The organism is Polaromonas sp. 39-63-25 (assembly GCF_002278925.1).
Classification (GTDB): domain Bacteria; phylum Pseudomonadota; class Gammaproteobacteria; order Burkholderiales; family Burkholderiaceae_C; genus Polaromonas.
On the sequence record NZ_NCJH01000001.1, the window covers coordinates 128044 to 150502 of the forward strand.

At 63.0% G+C, this 22459-nt stretch carries 21 protein-coding genes; 6 read left to right on the top strand and 15 right to left on the bottom strand.

Features of this window, described 5'->3' with window-relative positions:
• Positions 1-19 precede the first annotated feature (19 nt).
• The 15 genes from B7X65_RS00660 to B7X65_RS00730 form a co-directional block, all read right to left on the bottom strand.
• Positions 20-1660: an isovaleryl-CoA dehydrogenase gene (locus B7X65_RS00660; protein WP_293592068.1), complete on the bottom strand. Its 1641-nt coding sequence runs from the start codon at positions 1658-1660 to the stop codon at positions 20-22.
• Positions 1661-1693: 33 nt separating this feature from the next.
• Complete coding sequence (locus tag B7X65_RS00665) at positions 1694-2710, bottom strand: NADP-dependent oxidoreductase (protein WP_293592069.1); 1017 nt, start codon at positions 2708-2710, stop codon at positions 1694-1696.
• 97 nt (positions 2711-2807) lie between these two features.
• Positions 2808-3248, bottom strand: coding sequence for a PaaI family thioesterase (locus B7X65_RS00670; protein WP_293592070.1), 441 nt, complete (start codon positions 3246-3248; stop codon positions 2808-2810).
• A 133-nt stretch (positions 3249-3381) separates the two neighbouring features.
• On the bottom strand, positions 3382-4173 hold the full coding sequence (locus B7X65_RS00675; RefSeq protein WP_293592071.1) for an SDR family oxidoreductase: 792 nt from the start codon (positions 4171-4173) through the stop codon (positions 3382-3384).
• A gap of 79 nt (positions 4174-4252) precedes the next feature.
• Positions 4253-4483 carry a hypothetical protein gene (locus B7X65_RS00680; RefSeq protein ID WP_293592072.1) on the bottom strand — a complete coding sequence of 77 codons (231 nt, stop codon included), beginning with the start codon at positions 4481-4483 and terminating at the stop codon, positions 4253-4255.
• Complete coding sequence (locus B7X65_RS00685; RefSeq protein WP_293592073.1) at positions 4483-6333, bottom strand: acyl-CoA dehydrogenase; 1851 nt, start codon at positions 6331-6333, stop codon at positions 4483-4485. The genes B7X65_RS00680 and B7X65_RS00685 overlap by 1 nt, the downstream gene beginning before the upstream one ends.
• 22 nt (positions 6334-6355) lie before the next feature.
• Complete coding sequence (locus tag B7X65_RS00690; RefSeq protein WP_293592074.1) at positions 6356-6787, bottom strand: PaaI family thioesterase; 432 nt, start codon at positions 6785-6787, stop codon at positions 6356-6358.
• Positions 6788-6801: 14 nt separating this feature from the next.
• A complete protein-coding gene (locus tag B7X65_RS00695) occupies positions 6802-7977 on the bottom strand; it encodes an acetyl-CoA C-acyltransferase (RefSeq protein WP_293592075.1) in 1176 nt (391 codons plus the stop codon).
• A 15-nt stretch (positions 7978-7992) separates the two neighbouring features.
• Positions 7993-10092, bottom strand: coding sequence for a 3-hydroxyacyl-CoA dehydrogenase NAD-binding domain-containing protein (locus B7X65_RS00700; protein ID WP_293592076.1), 2100 nt, complete (start codon positions 10090-10092; stop codon positions 7993-7995).
• 171 nt (positions 10093-10263) lie between these two features.
• Positions 10264-10959, bottom strand: coding sequence for an ABC transporter ATP-binding protein (locus B7X65_RS00705; protein WP_293592077.1), 696 nt, complete (start codon positions 10957-10959; stop codon positions 10264-10266).
• 2 nt (positions 10960-10961) lie between these two features.
• Positions 10962-11732, bottom strand: a complete 771-nt coding sequence (locus B7X65_RS00710) for an ABC transporter ATP-binding protein (protein WP_293592078.1) — start codon at positions 11730-11732, stop codon at positions 10962-10964.
• A 111-nt stretch (positions 11733-11843) separates the two neighbouring features.
• Positions 11844-13133 (bottom strand): branched-chain amino acid ABC transporter permease, encoded by a 1290-nt coding sequence (locus B7X65_RS00715; protein WP_293592079.1) that lies wholly within the window; start codon positions 13131-13133, stop codon positions 11844-11846.
• Between the two features lie 3 nt (positions 13134-13136).
• A complete protein-coding gene (locus B7X65_RS00720) occupies positions 13137-14171 on the bottom strand; it encodes a branched-chain amino acid ABC transporter permease (protein WP_293592080.1) in 1035 nt (344 codons plus the stop codon).
• A gap of 82 nt (positions 14172-14253) precedes the next feature.
• Positions 14254-15486, bottom strand: a complete 1233-nt coding sequence (locus B7X65_RS00725; RefSeq protein ID WP_293592081.1) for a branched-chain amino acid ABC transporter substrate-binding protein — start codon at positions 15484-15486, stop codon at positions 14254-14256.
• A gap of 190 nt (positions 15487-15676) precedes the next feature.
• The gene (locus B7X65_RS00730) at positions 15677-17305 is read right to left on the bottom strand and encodes a 3-(methylthio)propionyl-CoA ligase (protein ID WP_293592082.1); all 1629 of its coding nucleotides are present in this window, start codon (positions 17303-17305) and stop codon (positions 15677-15679) included.
• A 343-nt stretch (positions 17306-17648) separates the two neighbouring features.
• On the opposite strand from B7X65_RS00730, the gene B7X65_RS00735 reads away from it, so the two are divergent.
• From B7X65_RS00735 to B7X65_RS00760, 6 genes are all read left to right on the top strand, one after another.
• Positions 17649-18338, top strand: a complete 690-nt coding sequence (locus B7X65_RS00735; protein ID WP_293592083.1) for a Crp/Fnr family transcriptional regulator — start codon at positions 17649-17651, stop codon at positions 18336-18338.
• 211 nt (positions 18339-18549) lie between these two features.
• Positions 18550-20028 (top strand): YdiU family protein, encoded by a 1479-nt coding sequence (locus B7X65_RS00740; RefSeq protein WP_293592084.1) that lies wholly within the window; start codon positions 18550-18552, stop codon positions 20026-20028.
• A gap of 33 nt (positions 20029-20061) precedes the next feature.
• On the top strand, positions 20062-20472 hold the full coding sequence (msrB, locus tag B7X65_RS00745) for a peptide-methionine (R)-S-oxide reductase MsrB (protein WP_293592085.1): 411 nt from the start codon (positions 20062-20064) through the stop codon (positions 20470-20472).
• Between the two features lie 214 nt (positions 20473-20686).
• Positions 20687-21307 carry a septation protein A gene (locus B7X65_RS00750; protein WP_293592086.1) on the top strand — a complete coding sequence of 207 codons (621 nt, stop codon included), beginning with the start codon at positions 20687-20689 and terminating at the stop codon, positions 21305-21307.
• Complete coding sequence (locus B7X65_RS00755; RefSeq protein WP_293592435.1) at positions 21307-21609, top strand: BolA family transcriptional regulator; 303 nt, start codon at positions 21307-21309, stop codon at positions 21607-21609. Before B7X65_RS00750 ends, B7X65_RS00755 begins: the two co-directional genes overlap by 1 nt.
• A gap of 59 nt (positions 21610-21668) precedes the next feature.
• Entirely contained in the window at positions 21669-22454 is a 786-nt protein-coding gene (locus B7X65_RS00760; protein ID WP_293592087.1) for a peptidylprolyl isomerase, read from the top strand.
• The last annotated feature ends 5 nt before the right edge of the window (positions 22455-22459 follow it).

Genomic DNA, 22459 nt, shown 5'->3' on the forward strand with positions numbered 1-22459 from the left:
CAATGACAGGAACACAAATTCATCGCGGCATGGCGCGGTTGATCAGGGCGTCGAAATCCACATCGGCGCCCAGAGTGCCGAAAGCCTGGCCCCAGTCGCCGCCCAGCCGTGAATCGCAGAAAGCCTCGAACACGGCGGCGGGCGCGCTCTGGTACAGCAGCGCGGCCTGCACGGCCAGCGCCACGTCCTGCGCCAGCCGCCGGGCCTCCATTTCGTTGGCCATCTCCTCGACACGGGTCGGCAAGGCCGCGGCCAGCCGGTCCAGCGCCGGGTGGGCGCCTTGGGCGGGTGCCAGTTCCTGCGCCAGTGCGGCGGCGGCATCGGCCTTGCGCAGTGCGCGCAACAGGTCCAGCGCCATGATGTTGCCGGCACCTTCCCAGATCGAGTTGAGCGGCATCTCGCGGTAGATGCGGGCCATGATGCCTTCGCCGCCCTCCTCCACATAACCGTTGCCGCCCAGGCATTCCATGGCTTCCTGCGCAAAGTGGCTGCCGCGTTTGCAGATCCAGAACTTGGCGACCGGCGTGAGCAGGCGCGCCATCGCCTGTTCGTGCGGGTCGGCGCTGTGGTCAAAGGCCCGGGCCAGCCGGATGGCGAGCGCGGTGGCCGCTTCGGATTCGAGTGCCAGGTCGGCCAGCACGTTGCGCATCAGCGGCTGGTCGATCAGCGGCCGGCCGAAGGCTTCGCGCTGCGCGCAATGGTTCAGCGCAATGCTCAACGCCTGGCGCATCAGGCCACTGGTGCCGAGTGCACAGTCCAGCCGCGTCATGGTGCCCATCTCGAGGATTTGCGGCACACCGCGGCCTTCCTCGCCGACCAGCCAGGCGGTGGCGCTATTGAACTCGACTTCGGAGCTTGCGTTGGCCTTGTTGCCGAGTTTGTCTTTCAGGCGCTGGATGTGGGTCGTGTTGAGGCTGCCGTCCGGCAGGACGCGCGGAATGAAAAAGCAGCTCAGTCCTGCGGGCGCCTGGGCCAGCACCAGGAAGGCGTCGCACATGGGCGCCGAGAAAAACCACTTGTGGCCGGTCAGGCGAAAGCGCTGGCCCCACCCGTCGCTGCCATCGGGCACGGCCTGCGTCGTGTTGGCGCGCACGTCGGAGCCGCCCTGCTTCTCGGTCATGCCCATGCCCATGGTCACACCGGTTTTTTCCGAGAACAGCTTGAGCGCCGGGTCGTAGGCACGGCTGGTGAGCCGGGGTGCCCAGTCGGCGTGGATGGCGGCGTTGTCGCGCAGCGCCGGCGTGACCGCGTAGGTCATGGAGATCGGGCACAGGATGGACGGCTCCAGCTCGGTGAAAAGCATGAAACCGGCGGCTCTGAGCACGTGGGGTGATGCGCCTTCGCCGTTCCAAGGCGTGCCGTGCAGCCCCGCCTTGGTGGCAGCATCCATGAGCACGTGATAACTCGGATGAAACTCCACCTGGTCCACCCGCCGGCCAAAGCGGTCGTGGCTGTGCAACTGCGGCGTGTGCGTGTTGGCCAGGCGCGCATGCGTTTGCATCTCCGCACTGCCAAGGTTTGCTCCCAGCGCACTCAGCTCCGCCGTCGCCAGCTGCGGCGCATTGAATTTCAGCGCATCGCGCAGGCCGCGGTTGGTGTCGAACAGGTTGTAGTCGACCAGCGGCTCGGGCTGGTTGAAGACTTCGTGGGTGACATTCATGGCATCCCTTTCAACGGCGGAGAAAATGCCGTGTCAGACCAACTTGACTAACTGCTTGCCGAAATTTTTGCCCTTCAGCAGGCCAAGAAAAGCTTCCGGAGCCGCAGCGATGCCCTGCGCAACGGTCTCGCGCGGCTTGAGCTTGCCGGTGCCAACCAGCGTGCCGAGTTCCTTCAGGGCCTCGGGCCAGACTTCCATGTGTTCGCTGACGATGAAGCCCTGGATTTTCAGGCGATTCGTCAAAATCAGTTGCGGATACGTCATGGGCAGCGGCTGGCCGTCATAACCGGCGATCATGCCGCACAGCGCGATGCGGCCGAAAGCGTTCATGCGCGTGAGCACGGCGTCCAGGATCATGCCGCCGACGTTCTCGAAGTAGCCGTCGATGCCGTCGGGACAGGCTTCCTTGAGCGCCTTCGACAGCGAAGCCGCGTCCTTGTGCAGCTTGTAGTCGATGCAGGCGTCAAAGCCCAGTTCATCGACGGCGTATTTGCATTTGTCCGGCCCGCCGGCAATGCCGACGGCGCGGCAGCCGCGCGCCTTGGCGAGCGCCCCGAAGGCACTGCCCACGGCGCCGGTGGCGGCGCTGACCACCACGGTCTGGCCGGCTTTCGGCTCAATGATTTTCACCAGGCCGTACCAGGCTGTGACGCCGGGCATGCCCACGGCGCCCAGGTAATGCGACAGCGGCACATGGGTAGTGTCGACCTTGCGCAGGGCGCCAGGCTGGGTTGCATCGACCACGCTGTACTCCTGCCAGCCGCCCATGCCGACCACCTTGTCGCCGACGGCGAACTTCGGGTTTTTCGACTCGACCACCTCGCCGGCCGTGCCGCCACCCATGACCTGGCCCAGGGCCTGCGGCTGGGCATAACTCTTGGCGTCGTTCATGCGGCCGCGCATGTAGGGGTCCAGGCTCAGGTAGTGGTGGCGCACCAGCACCTGGCCGTCCGCCAGCGCGGGCGTGTCGCTGCTGACAAGCTTGAAGTTGCTGGCGACGGCTTCGCCGCTGGGACGGTTGTCGAGAAGGATTTGCTGGTTGAGTGGCATGGGGGTGTCTCCTGGTGTGCTATAAATTTGCGAGCTACTGGCGCCCGTGGGACAAGGGCTGAAGCACGATTTGTCTTGTAAAAATATGTTTTTTCCACTAATCCGTCGAAATGACGGTCTGGAGGGCGTTCACCCCTTTGGGGCCTACGGGCAGGCGTTTGACGTACTTGAAGGTGCCGGTGGCATGCGAGCAGATACGGCCCTGGTCGTCGTACACCGTGCCTTCGGTGAAGGCCATGGTTGCTGTGCGGTGGATCAGCCGGCCCTTGGCTGTCAGCTTGCTGCCGTCACCGGGCGCCGGGCGCATGAAGCTGGTTTTCATCTCGATGGTGACCACGCCCATGTCCTGCTGCACACTGCGCGCCGCCGTTGCCATGACCACGTCCTGCAGCGTCATCAGTGCGCCGCCGTGCGTGACATGAAACGAGTTCAGGTGCTCGGCCAGGGGCGTGTAGTCGATCTGCGAGGCCCCGCCTTCGAACAGCACGAGCTCGAAACCGAGGTGATGGACAAAGGGAATCTCGACGCCGAATTTCATACTTGTTTTTCCTGTGGGTGTAGCGAGCGGGCGTCAGGCGAGGCGGACGGAGCGCAGGAACCGGAACGTACCCCGGCACGTGAGGATTCCGGGCACCGCCCAACGACGCATCACGCCTGCGCAGTAGCCCACGCTAGCCGCCTGTGACGGCGGAGACGCCGCCGTCCACGGCCAGCCACTGCGCGGTGATGTGTTTGCCGGCGTCCGACGCGTACAGCACACACAGGCCCTTGAGGTCTTCGTCGTCGCCCAGGCGCTGCAGCGGCGCGTGGGCGGCCAGTTTTTCCTCGCCCAGGGCCTTGAGCGTGCCCACCGTCATTTTGCTCGGGAAAAAGCCCGGGCAAATCGCGTTGACGGTGATGTTGTACTTGCCCCATTCGCAACCCAGTGCGCGCGTGAAGTTGATCACCGCCCCTTTGGACGTGTTGTAGGCCACGGTGGTCATCTCGGGCGGGTTGCCGCCCAGGCCGGCGATGGAGGCCACGTTGATGATGCGGCCGGAGCGCCGCGCGATCATGCTGTGTTTGGCGATGTGCTGGCTCAGGATGAAGTAGCCGCGGATGTTCAGGTTCATGACCTTGTCCCAGGCTTCGACCGGGTGGTCTTCGGCCGGCGCGCCCCAGGCGGCGCCCGCATTGTTGACGAGGATGTCTACATGGCCGAAGCGCTTGATGGTTTCATCGGCCAGCGCGCGGATGTCCGCTTCTTTCGAGCAATCGGCAGCGATCCAGTCCACGGCTATGCCGGCCGCCTTCAGCGTGGCGGCCGACTCTTCGAGGTCTTCTGCCTTGCGCGAACTCAGCATGATTTTGGCGCCGGCTTCGCCCAGCGCCTGCGCCAGCTGCAGGCCCAGGCCGCGTGAACCGCCGGTGACGAGGGCGGTCTTGCCGGTGAGGTCGAACAGCTGCTGGATGGTACGGGTCATGAGGGGCTCCTTGTTGTTGGGGAAGATGGGAACGAGTGTCGCGCAAAGCGCGCCTGCCGGCTGTCGCAGGCCGGACGGGTCAGTCGCTGCTGGTCAGGCGGGAACGCACGTAGATCAGCACAAAACCGATGGCCGCCGCGATGCCGCCAGCGACCACCATGGACCAGCCGAGGGCGGCATCCATGCGCTGCACCGACAGGCCCAGCACCAGCGTGAGCAGCCCGCCGTAAATCAGGATCCAGATCAGCTGCTGCAGCCGGGCAATCGACTTGCTCGACGTGGTGCTACCCGATTCCTTGAAAAATCCCATCAGAACGCCTCCTCCGGCAAGTCGGCACAGGTCAGGTCGCGGTCTGCAACCACCTGGAGCCAAGCGTCGATTTTAGGCAATTCGTAGTGATAAAAGTAGCGCACCGCGCCCAATTTACCGGCGGTAACAGCTATGGATTTTGTAGCATCGGCCTGCAGCGCGGCAAGCGCCACATCGAGCCAGATCCAGGCCAGCACGGTGTGGCCGAAGCCTTGCATATAAGGGACGGCGTTGGCCTGCGCATCCTGCGGGTTGCCGGTGGCCCAGGCGGCCTGGGTGGTCGTGCCGACCTGCTGCAGCGCCTGGCCCAGCGCCTTGGCATATGCCGCGAGTTCCGGCACCTGGGCGGCGCGCGTTATCGTGGCGCTGATACGCGCGGCCAGCAACTGCAGGCCCTTGCCGCCCTCCATCAGCACCTTGCGGCCCAGCAGGTCGGTGGCCTGGATGCCGTGCGTGCCTTCATGGATCATGTTCAGGCGGTTGTCGCGCCAGTACTGTTCGACGGGGAAGTCACGCGTGTAACCGTAGCCGCCGTGGATCTGGATGGCCAGTGAATTGGCCTCCAGACACCATTCGCTGGGCCAGCTTTTGGCGATCGGCGTCAGCACCTCCAGCAGCAGCCGGGCCTCATCGGCCGCCTGCGCTTCGGCGGTGTGCTGCTCGTCCACCAGGCGGGCGCAATACAGTTCCAGCGCCAACGCACCTTCGCAATAGGCCTTTTGCGCCAGCAGCATGCGTTTGACATCGGCATGTTCGATGATGCGCACCTGCGGCTGGGCCGAGTCCTTGCCCGCCGGTCCCACCGGCCTGCCCTGCGGCCGGTTCTTCGCATAGTCCAGTGACGCGTAGTACCCGGCCATGCCCAGCATGACGGCCGCCGTCCCGACGCCGATGCGGGCCTCGTTCATCATGTGGAACATGCAGCGCAGGCCTTCATGCGGCTTGCCGACCAGGTAACCGACGGCGCCTGCAACCGGTCGTCCTGAGCCTGCCGAAGGGACCGGGTATTTGCCTTCGCCGAAGTTGAGCAGCGTGTTCGTGGTGCCGCGCCAGCCCAGCTTGTGGTTCAGGCCGGCCAGCGCCACGTCATTGCGTTCGCCGGTCAGCTGGCCATCGGTGCCCACCATTTTCTTGGGCACGATGAACAGCGAGATGCCGCGTGTGCCGGGAATCAGCTTGCCGTCCGGCCCGGGGATCTTGGCCAGCACCAGGTGGATGATGTTTTCGGTGAGCTCGTGTTCACCGCTCGAGATCCACATCTTGTTGCCGGTAAGCCGGTAGCGCGGGCCCAGCGCCTCGGCTTCGAAGTTGTCACCGTCCGGCACGGCGCGTGTCGTGATGTCGCTCAGCGAGGAACCGGCCTGCGGCTCGGACAGGCACATGGTGCCGGAAAAACGCCCGGAAAACTCGTTGCGTGCAAACACCTCTTTCTGCGCTTCGGTGCCGTGCACCAGCAGCAGGTTGGCGTTGCCCTTGGTCAGCAGGCTGGAGCCTATGCTGACCGAGGCCATGGCGAAAAAGCAGTTGGCCGCCGCCTCGATGGTGTAAGGCAGCTGCATGCCGCCTTCGTCGTAATCCTGCGCGGCGCTGAGCATGCCGGAGCCGGCGTAGGCTTTGTGCGCGTCATGTGTGGCCTGCGGCAGAATGACTTTTTCGCCGTCGAAATGCGGCTCCTGGGTATCGACCAGCCGGTTGAAAGGCGCAAATTTTTCCCGCGCGATACGTTCGCAGGTGTCGAACACCGCGTCGAAGGTTTCGCGCGAATGGTCGGAAAAACGCTCGCGCTGGTTCAGCGACTCGGCGCCCAGCCACTGGTAGAGCAGGAAATCAAGGGTGGGTCTCAGGCTCATGGGTATCCGATCTGGAGGAAGTTCAGGTGACGCTGCTTTTGCCTGGCAGCCGGACGATCGTGCCTTGGGCCACGGCGCAGAGTTTTTCCTGGCCGCCCACCACCACAAACACGTCGCAGCGGCACACTGCCTGCGATTTGCCGACATGCACCGCCTCGGCGCGCGCAATCAGGCGCTCGCCGACCGCGGGCCGCACATAGTTGATCTTGAATTCGGAGGTGACGACGGCCCAGTCCAGAGTCGTGCCGCCGGCATAGGTCAGCGCGTTGTCGGCCGCGTAACTGACCACGCCGCCGTGCACAAAACCGTTTTGCTGAAGGATGTTCGGCGCTATCGGCACCTGAAGTTCGCAGCGCCCGACGGACAAGGCATGCAGCTCGGCGCCTATTAACACACTGAAAGGCTGCAGGGCCAGAAACGCCTGCCCTTTCTGAAGGAGCAGGGTTTCATCCATGCGTTGCCCGCCTCTTACAGGACTTCGAAAATGCCGGCCGCACCCATGCCGCCGCCAATACACATGGTCACGCAGACACGTTTGGCACCGCGGCGCTTGCCTTCGATCAGCGCGTGGCCGGTCAGGCGCTGGCCGCTGACGCCGTAGGGGTGGCCGACCGCAATCGCGCCGCCGTTGACGTTGAGCTTGTCCATCGGAATGCCCAGCTTGTCGCGGCAATAAATCACCTGCACGGCAAACGCTTCGTTGAGCTCCCACAGGTCGATGTCGCTGACCTTCAGGCCCAGGCGCGCCAGCACCTTGGGGATGGCGTAGACCGGGCCGATGCCCATTTCGTCAGGCTCGCAGCCGGCAACCGCAAAACCGAGGAAGCGGCCCAGCGGTGCCAGGCCTTTTTTCTCGGCCACTTTTTCATCCATCACCACCACAGCGCCGCCGCCGTCGGAGAACTGGCTTGCATTGCCGGCCGAGATCACGCCGCCGGGAACGGCGGGCTTGATGCCGCTGATGCCTTCCTTGGTCGTGCCTTCGCGAATGCCTTCATCCTTGCTGACCGTCACCTGCTTGGTGGTCAGGCCCATCACGGCGTCGGCCACACCCATGGTGACGGTGATCGGTGCAATTTCCGCGTCGAACAGGCCGGCAGCCAGGGCTGCCGAGGCTTTTTGCTGGCTGGCGGCGCCGTATTCGTCCATCTGCTCGCGCGAGATGCCGTAACGCTTGGCGACCTGCTCGGCCGTCTGCAGCATGTTCCAGTAAATCTCGGGCTTGTTCTTGACCAGCCACGGGTCGGCCAGCATGTGGGTGTTCATTTCCTGCTGCACGCAGGAAATGCTCTCAACGCCACCGGCCACATAAATGTCGGCTTCACCGGCAATGATGCGCTGCGCGGCCAGGGCAATGGTCTGCAGGCCGGACGAGCAGAAACGGTTGACGGTCATGCCCGACACGGTGATGGGGCAGCCGGCGCGCAGCGCGATCTGGCGCGCAATGTTGGCGCCCGTCGCGCCTTCGGGGTTGGCGCAGCCCATGATCACGTCCTCGACCTCGCCGGCCTCGATGCCGGCGCGCTGGATCGCGTGTTCAACCGCGTGGCCGCCCAGGGTGGCCCCATGGGTCATGTTGAAGGAGCCCTTCCAGCTTTTGGCCAGGGGGGTGCGGGCGGTGGAAACGATTACAGCTGAAGTCATGAAAATCTCCGTGAATTAATTGAACGTCTTGCCTTCGGCGGCCAGCTTGGCCAGCAGCGGTGCCGGTTGCCAGAACTTGGCGTCGTCCAGTGGATTCTGGGCAAAACGCTTCATGCTCTGCACCACGTTGAACAGGCCCACCTGGTCGGCGTAATTCATGGGGCCGCCGCGGTAGATCGGGAAGCCGTAACCCATGAGGTAGACCATGTCGATGTCGCTGGCCCTGGACGCAATGCCCTCTTCCAGAATGTGCGCCGCCTCGTTGACCAGCGCGTAAACCAGGCGCTGCACGATTTCCTCGTCGGAAATCTTGCGTGGCGTGATGCCCAGCGATGCGCGGTGGTCTTCAATCATCTTGACCACTTCGGCATTCGGAATCGCATCGCGCTTGCCGGGCACGTAGTCGTACCAACCCGCACCGGTTTTCTGGCCGAAGCGGCCCTTCTCGCACAGCAGATCGGCGGTCTTGCTGTATTTCATGTCCGGCTTTTCCTGGTAGCGGCGTTTGCGGATGGCCCAGCCGATGTCGTTGCCGGCCAGATCGCCCATTCGGAACGGGCCCATGGCCATGCCGAATTTCTCCATGGCTTTGTCGACCTGCGCGGGCGTGCAGCCTTCGTCGAGCAGGAAGCCGCCCTGGCGGCCGTACTGCTCGATCATGCGGTTGCCGATGAAGCCGTCGCAGACGCCGGACACCACGGCGGTTTTCCTGATCTTCTTGCTGACAGCCATCACCGTAGCCAGTACGTCCTTGGCGGTCTTCTCACCGCGAATGACTTCAAGCAGCTTCATCACATTGGCCGGGCTGAAGAAATGCATGCCGACCACGTCCTGGGGACGCTTGGTGAAGGCCGCGATCTTGTTGACGTCCAGCGTCGAAGTGTTGGAGGCCAGGATGGCGCCGGGCTTCATCACGCGGTCGAGTTCCTTGAATACTTTTTCCTTGACGCCCATTTCCTCGAACACGGCCTCGATCACCATGTCCGCGTCTTTCAGCTCGTCGTAGCTCAGCGTGGTGCTGAGCAGGCCCATGCGCTGCTCGTATTTGTCCTGCTTGAGCTTGCCTTTCTTGACCTGGGCTTCGTAGTTCTTGCGGATGGTGGCAAGGCCCTTGTCCAGCGCTTCCTGCTTCATCTCCAGCATCTTGACGGGGATGCCGGCGTTCAGGAAATTCATGGCAATGCCACCGCCCATGGTGCCGGCGCCAATGACAGCGATGGACTTGATCTCTCGTTTGGGTGTAACTTCCGGCACATCCGGAATTTTGGACGCGGCACGCTCAGCTGCGAAAATATGGCGCAGCGCCTTGCTTTCCGGGGTCCACATCAGGTTGATGAAGATCTCGCGTTCAAACAGCATGCCTTCGTCGAATTTTTTCTTTGTCGCAGCTTCCACGGCATCCACACACTTGACCGGGGCCGGGAAGTTTTTCGCCATGCCCTTGACCATGTTGCGCGCAAACTGGAAGTAGGCGTCACCGCCGGGGTGTTTGCAAGGCAGGTTGCGCACCAATGGCAAGGGGCGCGTGTCGGACACGGCCTGGGCAAAGGCCAGCGCTTCCTGGGCCAGTGATTCAGCGGAGGCAGCCATCCTGTCAAACAGCTTCTGGCCCGGGATCTGGGCCAGCAACTCACTCTTGACCGGCTCGCCGCTGACGATCATGTTCAGCGCCGGCTCGACACCGAGCGCGCGCGGCAACCGCTGTGTGCCGCCGGCGCCGGGGATCAGGCCGAGCTTGACTTCAGGCAAGGCCACGTTGGTGCCGGGCGCCGCGATGCGGTAGTGGCAGCCGAGCGCGAGCTCCAGCCCGCCGCCCATACACACCGAGTGCACTGCTGCTACCACGGGCTTGGACGAGTTTTCCACGGCCAAGATGACGCTGAGCAGGTTGGGTTCGGCCAGCGCTTTTGGCGAGCCGAACTCCTTGATGTCGGCGCCGCCGGAAAAAGCCTTGCCTGCACCGGTGAGCACAATGGATTTGACGGCCGCATCGGCGTTGGCTTTTTGCAGGCTGTCGGTGATGCCCACCCGGGTGGCATAACCCAGGCCGTTGACCGGTGGGTTGTCGAGGGTGATCACCGCGACACTGCCGTGGACTTCGTATTTGGCTGTCATTTGCTTTTCCTTTGTTGCGTGTTACCCGGCCGTTGGCGGGATCAGGTGATGATTCTCAAACGGTTTGGCGTCCAAAATAGTACGACCGTTCTATTTGCCATTGTAGAAGGCTGACCAGGCACCGCAAGCCTTGCCGGCGCCTGACTTGTCCCTGTCGTGACAAAGCCTGCCTCAGACTTCCAGCCACTCCTTGCGGGTGTAGGCGTCAGCGCGCAGGCTCTCCGGCGTGCCCTCAAACACGATGCTGCCATGACCCATGACCAGCGCCCGGTCTGAAATCGCCATGGCAATTGTCAGCTTCTGCTCGATCAGCAGTACCGAAATCCCCTTGGCCTTCAGGGTCTGCAGGTACTGGCCCACCAGTTCGACAATCTTGGGCGCCAGTCCTTCGGTCGGCTCGTCGATGATGATCAGGTCCGGGTCGCCCATCAGCGCGCGGCACAGCGTGAGCATCTGCTGCTCGCCGCCGGACAGCACGCCGGCCTCGGTGTGCTGGCGTTCCCTGAGGCGCGGGAACATCTGGTACATGTCTTCAAACGACCAGCGGCTGCCCTTGCCCTTGCCCTTCTGGCCCAGCATCAGGTTCTGGTGCACGGTGAGCGTCGGGAAGATGTCGCGGTTCTCCGGCACATACCCGATGCCCAGGTGGGCGATCTCATAGGCCTTCTGCCCGGTGATCCGCTTGCCTTTCCACTGGATGTCGCCTTCGCACTCCACCAGGCCCATGATGGCCTTGGCCGTGGTGGAGCGCCCCGAACCGTTGCGCCCCAGCAAGGCCACAATTTCACCGGGCTGGACGCCAAAGTGGACCCCGTGCAGAACGTGGCTCTTGCCGTAATAGGCGTGGAGGTTTTCTATTTTGAGCATGTTCAGTGTCCTCCCGCCTGGGAATCGGCCACGGCAGAGCCCAGATAGGCCTCCTGCACGCGGGGATTGGCGCGTACCGCTTCGGGCACGTCAAAGGCCAGTACTTCGCCATAGACCACCACCGCGATCTTGTCGGCCAGCCCGAAGACCACGCCCATGTCGTGCTCGACCGTGAGCAGGGTCTTGCCGGTCGTCACCTCCTTGATCAGGCTGATGAAGCGGCTGGTCTCACTGCGGCTCATGCCGGCGGTCGGCTCGTCGAGCAGGATGACGTTGGCGCCGCCGGCAATGGTGATGCCGATCTCCAGCGCGCGCTGCTCCGCGTAGGTCAGGTTGATGGCCAGCACGTCGCGCTTCTTGTCGAGCTTGATCATCTGCATGAGTTCCTCGGCGCGCTCGTTCGCATCGTCGAGGTCGGCCAGGAACTTCAGGAAGGTGTATTTGTAGCCCAGACTCCAGAGCACGCCGCAGCGCAGGTTCTCGAACACGCTGAGCTTGGGGAAGATGTTGGTGATCTGGAAGCTGCGCGACAGGCCGGCCCGGTTGATCTCGAACGGCTTCTTGCCGTCAATGCGCTGGCCGTTGAGCAGCACCTCGCCGCTGGTAGGCGCGAAGCGTCCGCTGATCAGGTTGAACAGCGTGGATTTACCCGCACCGTTCGGGCCGATGATGCCGACCCGTTCGCCGGCGGTTACTGCAAGATTGACGCCGCGGATGATTTCGGTCTTGCCGAAACTCTTGCGCAGGTCTTTGAGTTCAAGTGCGTAGGTCATATTGTTTTATGCAGGGCCAGAGCGCCGTTCACCACGGGATCAGCGTACTTCCGGGGGCATCCTTCGACAGGCTCAGGACGAACGGAAGGAAGAAGTGACAAGCGTGGGGGCTCATAGACTTTCCCTGCGCTTGATTTCTTTTTCAATGTATTCCTGGATCTCGCCCCACTCATGCAGGAACTGCCGGCGCGTGACCTCGAACAGCCCGAGTCCGGTCAGCATGACAAGTGCCGCACCGAACCAGCTGTTGACGCTTTTGGCATCCAGCGACACGCCCAGGAATTCCAGCTGGGACCCCAGCGTGGTGTTGAGCTGCAGGTGGTAAACCATTTCAATCATGGCGCCGGCGCCCAGCAGCAGAACCAGCGCGGTGACCGCCAGCGCCAGGTAGCTGACCCACAGCTGCCTGAGCTTGCCATACATCGCCACGCGCAGGTTCATCATGATCAGGCTGGCAATGCCGCCCGGGGCGTACATGACCATGAACAGGAAAATCAGGCCCAGATAAAGCAGCCAGGCCTTGGTGAACTCGGACAGCAGCACAAAGGCCAGCACCATGAGGATGGCGCCAATGATGGGCCCGAAAAAGAAGGTGGCGCCACCCAGGAAGGTGAACAGCAGGTAGGCCCCCGACCGTGCGGCCCCGACCACTTCCGCGGTGACGATCTCGAAGTTGAGCGCTGCCAGCCCGCCCGAGATGCCGGCAAAAAAGCCGGCAATGATGAAGGCGATGTAGCGGACCTTCTGGGTGTCGTAACCCACAAACTCCACGCGTTCCGGGTTGTCGCGCACGGCATTGAGCATGCGGCCCAGCGGGGTGCGCGTGAAGGCGAACATGGCGCCGACGGCGACGAAGGTATAGGCGGCGATCAGGTAATACACCTGGATCTGCGGACCGAAGGTGATACCCAGCCTGGCACCGCCGGTCACCCGGTTGCCTGACACGCCACCCTCCCCGCCAAAAAATTCCGGGATCATCAGCGACAGCGCAAAAACAAGTTCACCCAGGCCCAGCGTGATCATGGCAAAAGTCGTGCCGGACTTGCGGGTGGTGACATAACCGAACAGCACCGCAAACCCCACGCCGGCCAGCCCGCCCACCATGGGCACCAGCGACACCGGCAGCGGCAAGGAGCCGTTGCCGACACTGTTGAGCGCATGAATGGCCAGAAACGAGCCCAGGCCGGTGTACACCGCATGGCCGAAACTCAGCATGCCGCCCTGCCCCAGCAGCATGTTGTAGGACAGGCAGGCGATGATGGCAATGCCCATCTGGGACAGCACCGTCATGGCCAGCCCGCTGCCAAACATCAGCGGCGCAACGGCGAGAACCAGGGCGAACAGCCCCCAGGTGAGCCAGCGCCCGATGTTGAGCGGCGCAAATTGGTAGTGGTTTTTCATGAATCAGCCCTCCCGCTTGCCCAGCAGGCCGCGGGGCCTGAAGATCAGGATGAGCACCAGGAACAGGTAGGGAAGGATGGGCGCCACCTGCGACAGCGTGAGCTTGATGTAGGAGTTGTCAGCCACGCCTGCGCTGAGCGGCAAGCCGATCTGTTGCGCCAGGGTCGCCAGCGAATAGTCGAAAGCCACGGCAAAGGTCTGGATGACGCCAATCAGCAAGGACGCCACGAACGCCCCCGACAGGGAGCCCATGCCGCCGACCACGACCACCACGAAGATGACGGAGCCCACGGTGGCGGCCATCGCCGGTTCCGTGAGAAAGGTGCTGCCGCCGATCACGCCCGCCAGACCCGCCAGGGCGGAGCCCGCGCCGAACACCATCATGAACACGCGGGGCACGTTATGGCCCAGGGACTCGACCGCTTCCGGATGTGTCAGCGCGGCCTGGATCACCATGCCGATGCGGGTGCGGGTCAGCAGCAGCCAGACGGAAGCCAGCATCACCAGTGCGACCAGCATCATGAAGCCCCGGGTGGCGGGAAACGGCGAGCAGACAATCCGCACGGCAGCATCGGCTGCGCTGCACATCTCCGCAGGCGCGGTACCCCAGATCAGGCTCAGGCCCTTGACGGAATCGTTGATCAGGGTGAAGACAGGCCCCTGAAGTACGGCGGGCGGGTGGAACTCGACGGCAATGCGGCCCCAGATCAGCTGCACCAGCTCGACAATCACATAGGACAGGCCGAAGGTGATCAAGAGCTCGGGCACATGCCCGAACTTGTGCACCTTGCGCAAAAACTGGCGCTCAAACAATGCGCCCAGGGCACCGACCACGAGGGGGACGGCGACCAGCGCCGGCCAGAAGCCGACGAACTGGGCCACGGTGTAGCCCACATAGGCGCCCAGCATGTAAAAACTGGCGTGCGCAAAATTCAGGACGCCCATCATGCTGAAAATCAGCGTGAGCCCGGAACTGAGCATGAACAGCAAAAGCCCGTAGCTCAGCCCGTTCAGCATCGAGATGATGAAAAACTCCATTCCTGCCGACCTTCCTCAACGGTAAAAAATAAAAGAGCCCGATACGGCAGACCCGCTCGGGCTCTGTTTCAAGCGCTTTTGATTACGGGCGCTTCATCTGGCAGCTGGTCGGCGTGCTTGAGACATAGTTGGGGTATTCCTTCAGCGGGGCCATCGTCATACCGGTCTTCTCGGGGCTGTAGGGGTACTTGGCGTCTGCCTTTTGCCAGACCGACATGTACAGCGGTTGCTGCAACTGGTGGTCGGTCTTGCGCATTTCGACTTCACCGTTGAAGCTCTTGACCTTCAGGCCTTCCATCGCGGCGGCCACTTTCACCGGATCAGTGGATTTGGCCTTGGCCATGGCGGCGCCCAGCATCTCGAAGATACGGATGGTGGAGCCGGTGTAGAAGTCGTCGTTGTACTTGGCGTTGAACTCCTTCATCCACTTGTCCATCTGCCCACCCATGTTGTAGTGGTTGTAGGCGATCTGGTAGACGCGGCCGGCACCGTTGTTGCCCAGCGCGGTCGGGGTGCCCGTGACGCCGGCGTAGTAGGTGAAGAACTTGCCGGTGTAGCCGTTTTCATTGGCGGCCTTGATCAGCAGCGAGAGGTCGGAACCCCAGTTGCCGGTGATCACGGTGTCGGCGCCCGAAGCCTTGATCTTGGCGATGTAGGGTGCGAAGTCGCGCGTCTGTGCCAGCGGATGCAGGTCTTCGCCCACGATCTGGATATCCGGACGCTTGCGCGCCAGGGATTCCTTGGCGTATTTGGCGACCTGGTGGCCGTGGGAGTAGTTCTGGTTCAGCAGGTAGACTTTTTTGATGTCTTTCTGGTCAGCCATGAAACTGGACATGGCTTCCATTTTCATCGACGTGTCGGCATCAAAGCGGAAGTGCCAGTAGCTGCACTTGCTGTTGGTCAGGTCCGGGTCCACGGCCGAGTCGTTGAGATAAAGCACTTCCTTGCCGGGATTGCGCTCATTGTGTTTGGTGACAGCATCCGTCAGGGCCATGGCGACCGAGGAACCGTTGCCCTGAATGATGTAGCGCGCGCCCTGGTCGATGGCGGCTTTCAGCGCGTTCAGGCTTTCTGCGGGGCTGAGCTTGTTGTCGATGGGCGTGACTTCGAACTTCACGCCGGCCGGGTTGCCGGCGCCGCTGAATTTTTCGGCAAAAAACTGGTAGCCCTTGATCTGGCTGACGCCCACCGGCCCGAGCAACCCGGTCAGCGGGTCAATCCTGACCATTTTGACGGTCTCGCCCTTTTGGGCGAAGGACACACCGGCAACCATCATCATGGCTGACGCTGCAACAATTTTCATGGTCAATTTCATCAAATGTCTCCTTGTTAACTGATACAGGCAGAGTACAAGTTTTTGTGCGCTGCAGCGTAGGGGATTGCCCGTAAAAACCGGCCTGGCTATCGCGCAGGTGACAAAGCGCCGCGGCAGAAAAATCCGGACATTCTGCAGCGCGGAATGAACCGCGCAGCCAGGCCGGTTGCCGGCCGCGGCAAGGTTGGCGTCACAGGCCGGGCAAGGTGTAGTCCTTGAGCTGCTCGCGCAGGCGTGTCTTGAGCATTTTTCCGGTCGCACCCAGGGGAATGGCATCGACAAACACGACGTCGTCGGGAATCTGCCACTTGGCCGTCTTGCCTTCGTAGAAACTGAGCAATTCCTCGCGGGTGACTTCGGCGCCCGGCTTTTTCACCACGGCAATGATGGGGCGCTCGTCCCACTTGGGATGCCTCACGCCAATGCAGGCCGCCATGGCCACGGCAGGATGCGCCACGGCGATGTTTTCGATGTCGATGGAGCTGATCCACTCGCCGCCGGACTTGATCACGTCCTTGCTGCGGTCGGTGATCTGCATGTAGCCATCGGGGTCGATGGTGGCCACGTCGCCGGTCGGAAACCAGCCGTCCACCAGCGGGTTGCCACCCTCGCCCTTGAAGTACTCGGCGACGATCCACGGGCCCTTCACATGCAGGTCGCCGAAGGCCTTGCCGTCCCAGACGATTTCCTTGCCCTCGGGATCGACAATTTTCATGTCCACGCCGTAGATGGCCCGCCCCTGCTTCAGGCGAATCTTCATCTGCTCGTCTTTCGACATGTCCAGGTGCTTGTTTTTCAGCGTACACAGCGTGCCCAGCGGCGACATCTCGGTCATGCCCCAGGCGTGCAGCACCTCGACGCCGTAGTCTTCCTGGAAGGCGTGGATCATCGCGGGCGGACAGGCCGAGCCGCCAATGACCGTGCGCTTGAGCGTCGAGAATTTCAGGCCGGCGGGCTTCATGTGGCCCAGCATCATCTGCCAGACGGTGGGCACGCCGGCGGCGTAAGACACCTTCTCGGCTTCGATCAGTTCATAAATCGACTTGCCGTCCAGTGCCGGGCCGGGAAACACCAGCTTGGCACCGGTCAGCGCGGCTGAATACGGGATGCCCCAGGCGTTGACGTGGAACATGGGCACCACCGGCAGGATGGAGTCGCGTGCGCTCAGGCACATCACGTCCGGCAACGCTGCGGCGTAGGCATGCAGGATGGTCGATCGGTGGCTGTACAGCGCCGCTTTCGGGTTGCCCGTGGTGCCGCTGGTGTAACACATGCTCGAGGCCGAGTTTTCGTCAAAACTGGGCCAGTTGTAGTCCGGCGAGTGGGGGGCGATCCAGGCCTCGTAGCTGCTCAGGTTGGGAATGCCGCTGTCCGTGGGCAGCTTGTCCGCATCACACAGCGCGATGTAGTGCTTGATGGTCGTGCATTTCGCATGGAAAGCCTGGACCAGCGGGAGGAAGGACATGTCAAAACACAGCACCTGGTCTTCCGCGTGGTTGGCAATCCAGGCGACCAGGTCAGGGTGCAGGCGCGGGTTCAGCGTGTGCAGCACACGGCCGGAGCCGCTGACGCCGAAATACAGCTCGAGGTGGCGGTAGCCGTTCCAGGCCAGCGTGGCGACCCGGTCGCTGAACTGCAGCTTGAGCGCGTCCAGTGCGCCGGCCACCTGGCGCGAGCGGCGCGCCACGTCCCGGTAGGTGTAGCGGTGGATGTCACCTTCAACACGGCGCGAAACAATCTCTGCATCGCCGTGGTGGCGCTCCGCAAAATCGATCAGCGATGAAATCAGCAGCGGCTGGTTTTGCATCAAACCCAACATGGTTTTGTTTCCTTTCTTGTCCGGTAAAAATTCTGCGCCGTTAGGCAACCTGGTAACCGCATGCATGGTAACGCCCGCGACGCGGATTCCGGCCCCACCAGCGCCTCAATCAGCACCTCGGCGACAGCGCAGGGAAGGTGTCTCGGTTTTTCTTGACGTGCATCACGGTCGGGCAGTTGCCGGGCTCGCCACGCGAATGGCCATGGCGCACTGTGCACCGCCGCGTCCGGTGCCGGCAAGAGATGTCGTTGCTCCGACAGTTTCTAGGTACAAACCCCATGACGCCCGGACATTCCCCTACCAACCAGGGGGGTGCCCCGCGGCTGCGCAGACAATCGCCCCCATGTCACTCGAAGAAGCCGTTTTCCCGCACCACCGCTTTCTGCGCGGCCAGCCGTGGTTTGCCGCGCTGCCCGCCGACACCCAGACCCGCCTGCTGGAGCGCACCCTCACGATGTCGGGCCGCAAAGGCGAGGTCATGCTGGCGGCGGGGTCGCCGGTCAAGGGCTGGTACGCCGTGCTGTCAGGGCTGGTCAAGCTGCAAAGCACCTCCTGCGCCGGTCGGGTGTCGGCTTTTCTCGGGGTGCCGGACGGCGAATGGTTTGGCGAGGGCTCGGTCCTGAAAACCGAGCCGCGCCGGTATGACGTGATTGCCCTGCGCGACACCCTGCTGCTGTGCCTGCCGCGCGCCCAGTTTGATGACTTGCTGGCCCACAGCCTGCCCTTCAACCACTTTCTGGTGGCGCACCTGAACCGGCGCCTGGGCCAGGCCATGACCCTCATCGAGGCGGAGCGCCTGCGCTCCCCGGAGCAACGTGTGGCCCTGTACCTGACCCGGGTGTTCTGGCAGGGCCGGCGCCGGCTGGTACTGTCGCAGGAAGAACTCGGCCACCTGGCCGGGCTGTCGCGGCAGACGGTCAACCGCGCCCTCAAGACGCTGGAGCAGGAAGGCCTGGTGTCGCTGGAGTTTGGCCGTGTCGCCATGCTCGACGAACAGGCCCTGGCCGCATACGCTGTCCGGACCGAGGGATAAGGCCCCCACGCTTGTCACTTCGCGTACTGCGCTGCCCCCCGAGGGGGCCGCTGTGCCTGCGGCCCGGCGAAGCCGGTTCCGCGGCCCCGGCTGGTCGGGATCGAAGTCCACGTTCGCGCAATTCCGCTCGTCCTGAGCTTGTCGAAGGATGCCCCGACGCGCCTTTAACCCCACCGGCACGGGGCTGCTTGTGCCATAGGACAATGACCGCATGAACTCTGTCATCGGCGAGCCGCTTGCGGCGATCCCAGGCCTGAAATGGGCCAACCGCTTTGCCCGGCTGGGCACGGATTTTTATACCGACCGCCTTCCCAGCCCCCTGCCCGCACCTTATTGGGTCGGCCGCAACCAGGCCTTGGCCCGCGAGCTGGGTCTGGACGAGGCCTGGTTTGAATCGCAGGAAGCGCTGGCGCTGTTCACCGGCAACCAGGTGGCCGCGGGCTCGCAGCCTCTGGCCAGTGTCTACAGTGGCCACCAGTTCGGCCAGTGGGCCGGCCAGCTTGGTGATGGCCGGGCCATCCTGCTGGGCGAGATTTCCACCCCCGACGGACCGCAGGAAGTGCAGCTCAAGGGCGCCGGCATGACGCCCTACTCCCGCATGGGGGATGGCCGCGCCGTGCTGCGCAGCTCGATCCGCGAATATCTCTGTTCGGAGGCCATGCACGGCCTGGGCATCCCGACCACACGCGCCCTGTGTGTCACCGGGTCTGACGCCAGGGTCCGCCGCGAAGAGATCGAAACGGCGGCCGTGGTGACACGCACCTCGCCGAGTTTCATCCGCTTCGGACACTTCGAGCATTTCAGCTACAGCGACCAACACGGGCAGCTCAAGGTGCTGGCCGATTTTGTGATCGACCACTTTTACCCGGCCTGCCGCGAGAGCGCCCAGCCTTATGCCGCCCTGCTGCAGGCCGTCAGCGAACGCACGGCCCACCTGATGGCGGCGTGGCAAGCCACCGGCTTTTGCCACGGCGTGATGAACACCGACAACATGAGCATCCTGGGACTGACCGTCGACTATGGTCCTTTCCAGTTTCTCGATGCGTTTGACCCCGGCCACGTCTGCAACCACTCGGACACCCAGGGCCGCTACGCCTACAACAAGCAGCCCAACATCGCCTACTGGAACCTGTTTTGCCTGGGGCAGGCCCTGCTGCCGCTGATCGAGGCGCAGGGCCAGGCGCTGGCCGCGCTGGAGTCCTACAAGACCGTTTTCCCCGAGGCGCTGGAGGCCCGCATGCGCGCTAAGCTGGGCCTGGCGGATGCCCGCCCGCAAGACAAGGCCCTGATCGAAAACGCCTTCAAACTGCTGGCCGCGGACAAGGTGGACTACACCATCTTCTGGCGCCGCCTGTGCCGTTTCGGCACGCCGCAGGGGCGTGAAGCGGTGCGCGACCTGTTTCTGGACCGGCCCGCCTTCGATGCCTGGGCGCTACAGTATTCAGAGCGCCTTGCGCACGCCGATATTGGGCTGGTGGCCGATTTGATGCTTAAAAGCAATCCGAAGTACGTGTTGCGCAACCATCTGGGCGAACAGGCGATCCAGGCTGCGAAACTAAAAGATTTTTCCGGGGTCAACACCTTGCTGACCCTGCTGCAGGCCCCATTTGACGAACATCCCGGCCACGACAGCCATGCCGGTTTTCCGCCCGACTGGGCGGCCTCCATCGAAATCAGCTGCAGTTCGTAAGCAGGATTAAAGATCGTCTCGAAAGGTAGAACCATGCCCCCGAAAATCCAGAAAACAGATGCCGAGTGGAAAGCCCTGCTCGCCGAGAAGGGCGCCGAGCCCGGTGCTTTCGATGTGACCCGCCACGCGGCCACCGAACGCGCCTTCACCGGCAAGTACGACAAGACCTTTGATCCGGGCACCTACCGCTGCATCTGCTGCGACGCCGAACTGTTCGACGCCTCGACCAAGTTTGACGCGGGCTGCGGCTGGCCCAGCTTTTCACAGGAAGTCAAAGAAGGCGCGATCGAAGAACATGTGGACCGCGCCTACGGCATGACACGCACCGAAACAGTCTGCGCCAATTGCGGTGCCCACCTGGGCCATGTGTTCCCGGACGGTCCCACACCCACCGGCCTGCGCTACTGCATGAATTCCGCCTCGCTTGATTTTCAGAAAAAGTGACAAAGCCCCCACGCTTGTCGCTGCGCGTACTGCGCGAGGCCTTGCAGGCCGCGGCTCGCGAGACGCTTCGCCTCTGTCGCCTGTCCAAAGCTGCCCAAGCAGCTTTGGAGCCGCAGGCTCCAGCCCCTCGGGGGCGCTGCGCCTGCGGCCCGGCGAAGCCGGTTCCGCGGCCCCTGCTTGAAAAGAACGGGGCGTTGCCCCTGATAATCTGCCCATGAAAATTCTGTTCGATTTCCTGCCCATTCTTCTTTTCTTCGGCATGTTCAAGTACGCCGAGGCCAACACCGCCTGGTCGGCCCAGACGGCGACCGACTGGCTTGGCTTCATGGTCTCCGGCGGCGTGGTGGGCACCGCCGAGGCGCCGGTGCTGCTGGCCACCGTGGTGGTGATCCTGGCCACCCTGGCACAAATCCTCTGGCTGGTGGCGCGTGGCCGCAAGATAGACACCATGCTCTGGGTCAGCCTGGCTCTGGTGACCCTGCTCGGCGGTGCCACGATCTATTTCCACAGCGAAAGCTTCATCAAGTGGAAACCTACGGTGCTCTACTGGGTCATGGGCGGCGCGCTGCTGGTCGGGCAGCTGGTGTTCGGCAAAAACGGCATCCAGTCGCTGATGGGCGCGCAGATGACGCTGCCCGACGCCATCTGGCGCAAGGTCAACTACAGCTGGATCGCGTTTTTCGCGGTCATGGGTGTGCTCAACCTGTGGGTGGCGTTCAACTTCCCCACGGCCACCTGGGTCAACTTCAAGCTGTTCGGCGGCATGGGCCTGATGCTGGTTTTTGTGCTGGCACAGGCGGTTTTCCTGAACAAACACGTCAAGACCGAGCCATGATGCCCTCCACCCCATCTACCCCCTCCACCGCCCTGCCCGTACATGCGGCCTGGCTTGAGGAGCAGTTGCGCGAGCGCCTGAGCCCGAGCCTGCTGGAAGTGATCGACGAAAGCGCGGCGCATGCCGGCCACGCCGGCGCCAATGCCCAAGGCTTCGGCAGCCACTTTCGCGTGCGGATTGCGAGCCCGGCGTTTGCCGGGAAAAGCCGCGTGGCCTGCCACCGGCTTGTGTATGATGCACTGCAAAATTCCATAGACCAGGGCCTGCATGCACTGGCCATTGAAATCATTAAACCGCCCTGATTTGGGCACCCCGGAAACGGGGCCGCTTTCTACCCCTCCAAAGAGTCCCCAAGGAAACCATGAAAAAGCATCTTTTACTGGCAAGCGCGCTGACCGGCCTGATGGCTGTGGGCGCATCGGGTGCATTTGCCCAGAACATTGCCATCGTCAACGGCAAGGCCGTGCCCAAGGCCCGCGTGGACGCGCTGGCGCAGCAACTGGCGCGCTCCGGCCGTCCGGTGACGCCCGAAATGCAGGGCCAGATCAAGGAAGAAGTCATTGCCCGCGAAGTGTTCATGCAGGAAGCCGAAAAACTCGGCCTGTCGGCCAGCGACGACTTCAAGGCGCAGATGGAACTGGCCCGCCAGGCCATCCTGATCCGCGAGCTGTTCGCCGATTTCCAGAAAAAAAACCCGGTGACCGATGCCGACCTCAAGGGCGAGTACGACAAGTTCGTCGCAGCCAACGGCGGCAAGGAATACAAGGCGCGCCACATCCTGGTGGAAAAGGAAGACGAAGCCAAGACCATCATCGCCAGCCTGAAAAAAGGCGGCAAGTTTGAAGACATCGCCAAGAAGTCTTCCAAAGACGCCGGCTCCGGCGCCAACGGCGGCGACCTGGACTGGGCCAACCCGAGCAGCTATGTGCCCGAGTTTGCCGAGGCCATGACCAAGATGAACAAGGGCCAGCTGACGGACGTGCCGGTGAAAACCCAGTTCGGTTACCACGTCATCCGCGTGGACGACATCCGCACCGCCCAGCTGCCACCGTTTGAAGAACTCAAGCCGCAGATCGCCCAGCAGATGCAACAGCAAAAACTCGCAGCCTTCCAGCAAGGCCTGCGCGATAAGGCCAAGGTCGAGTGATCACC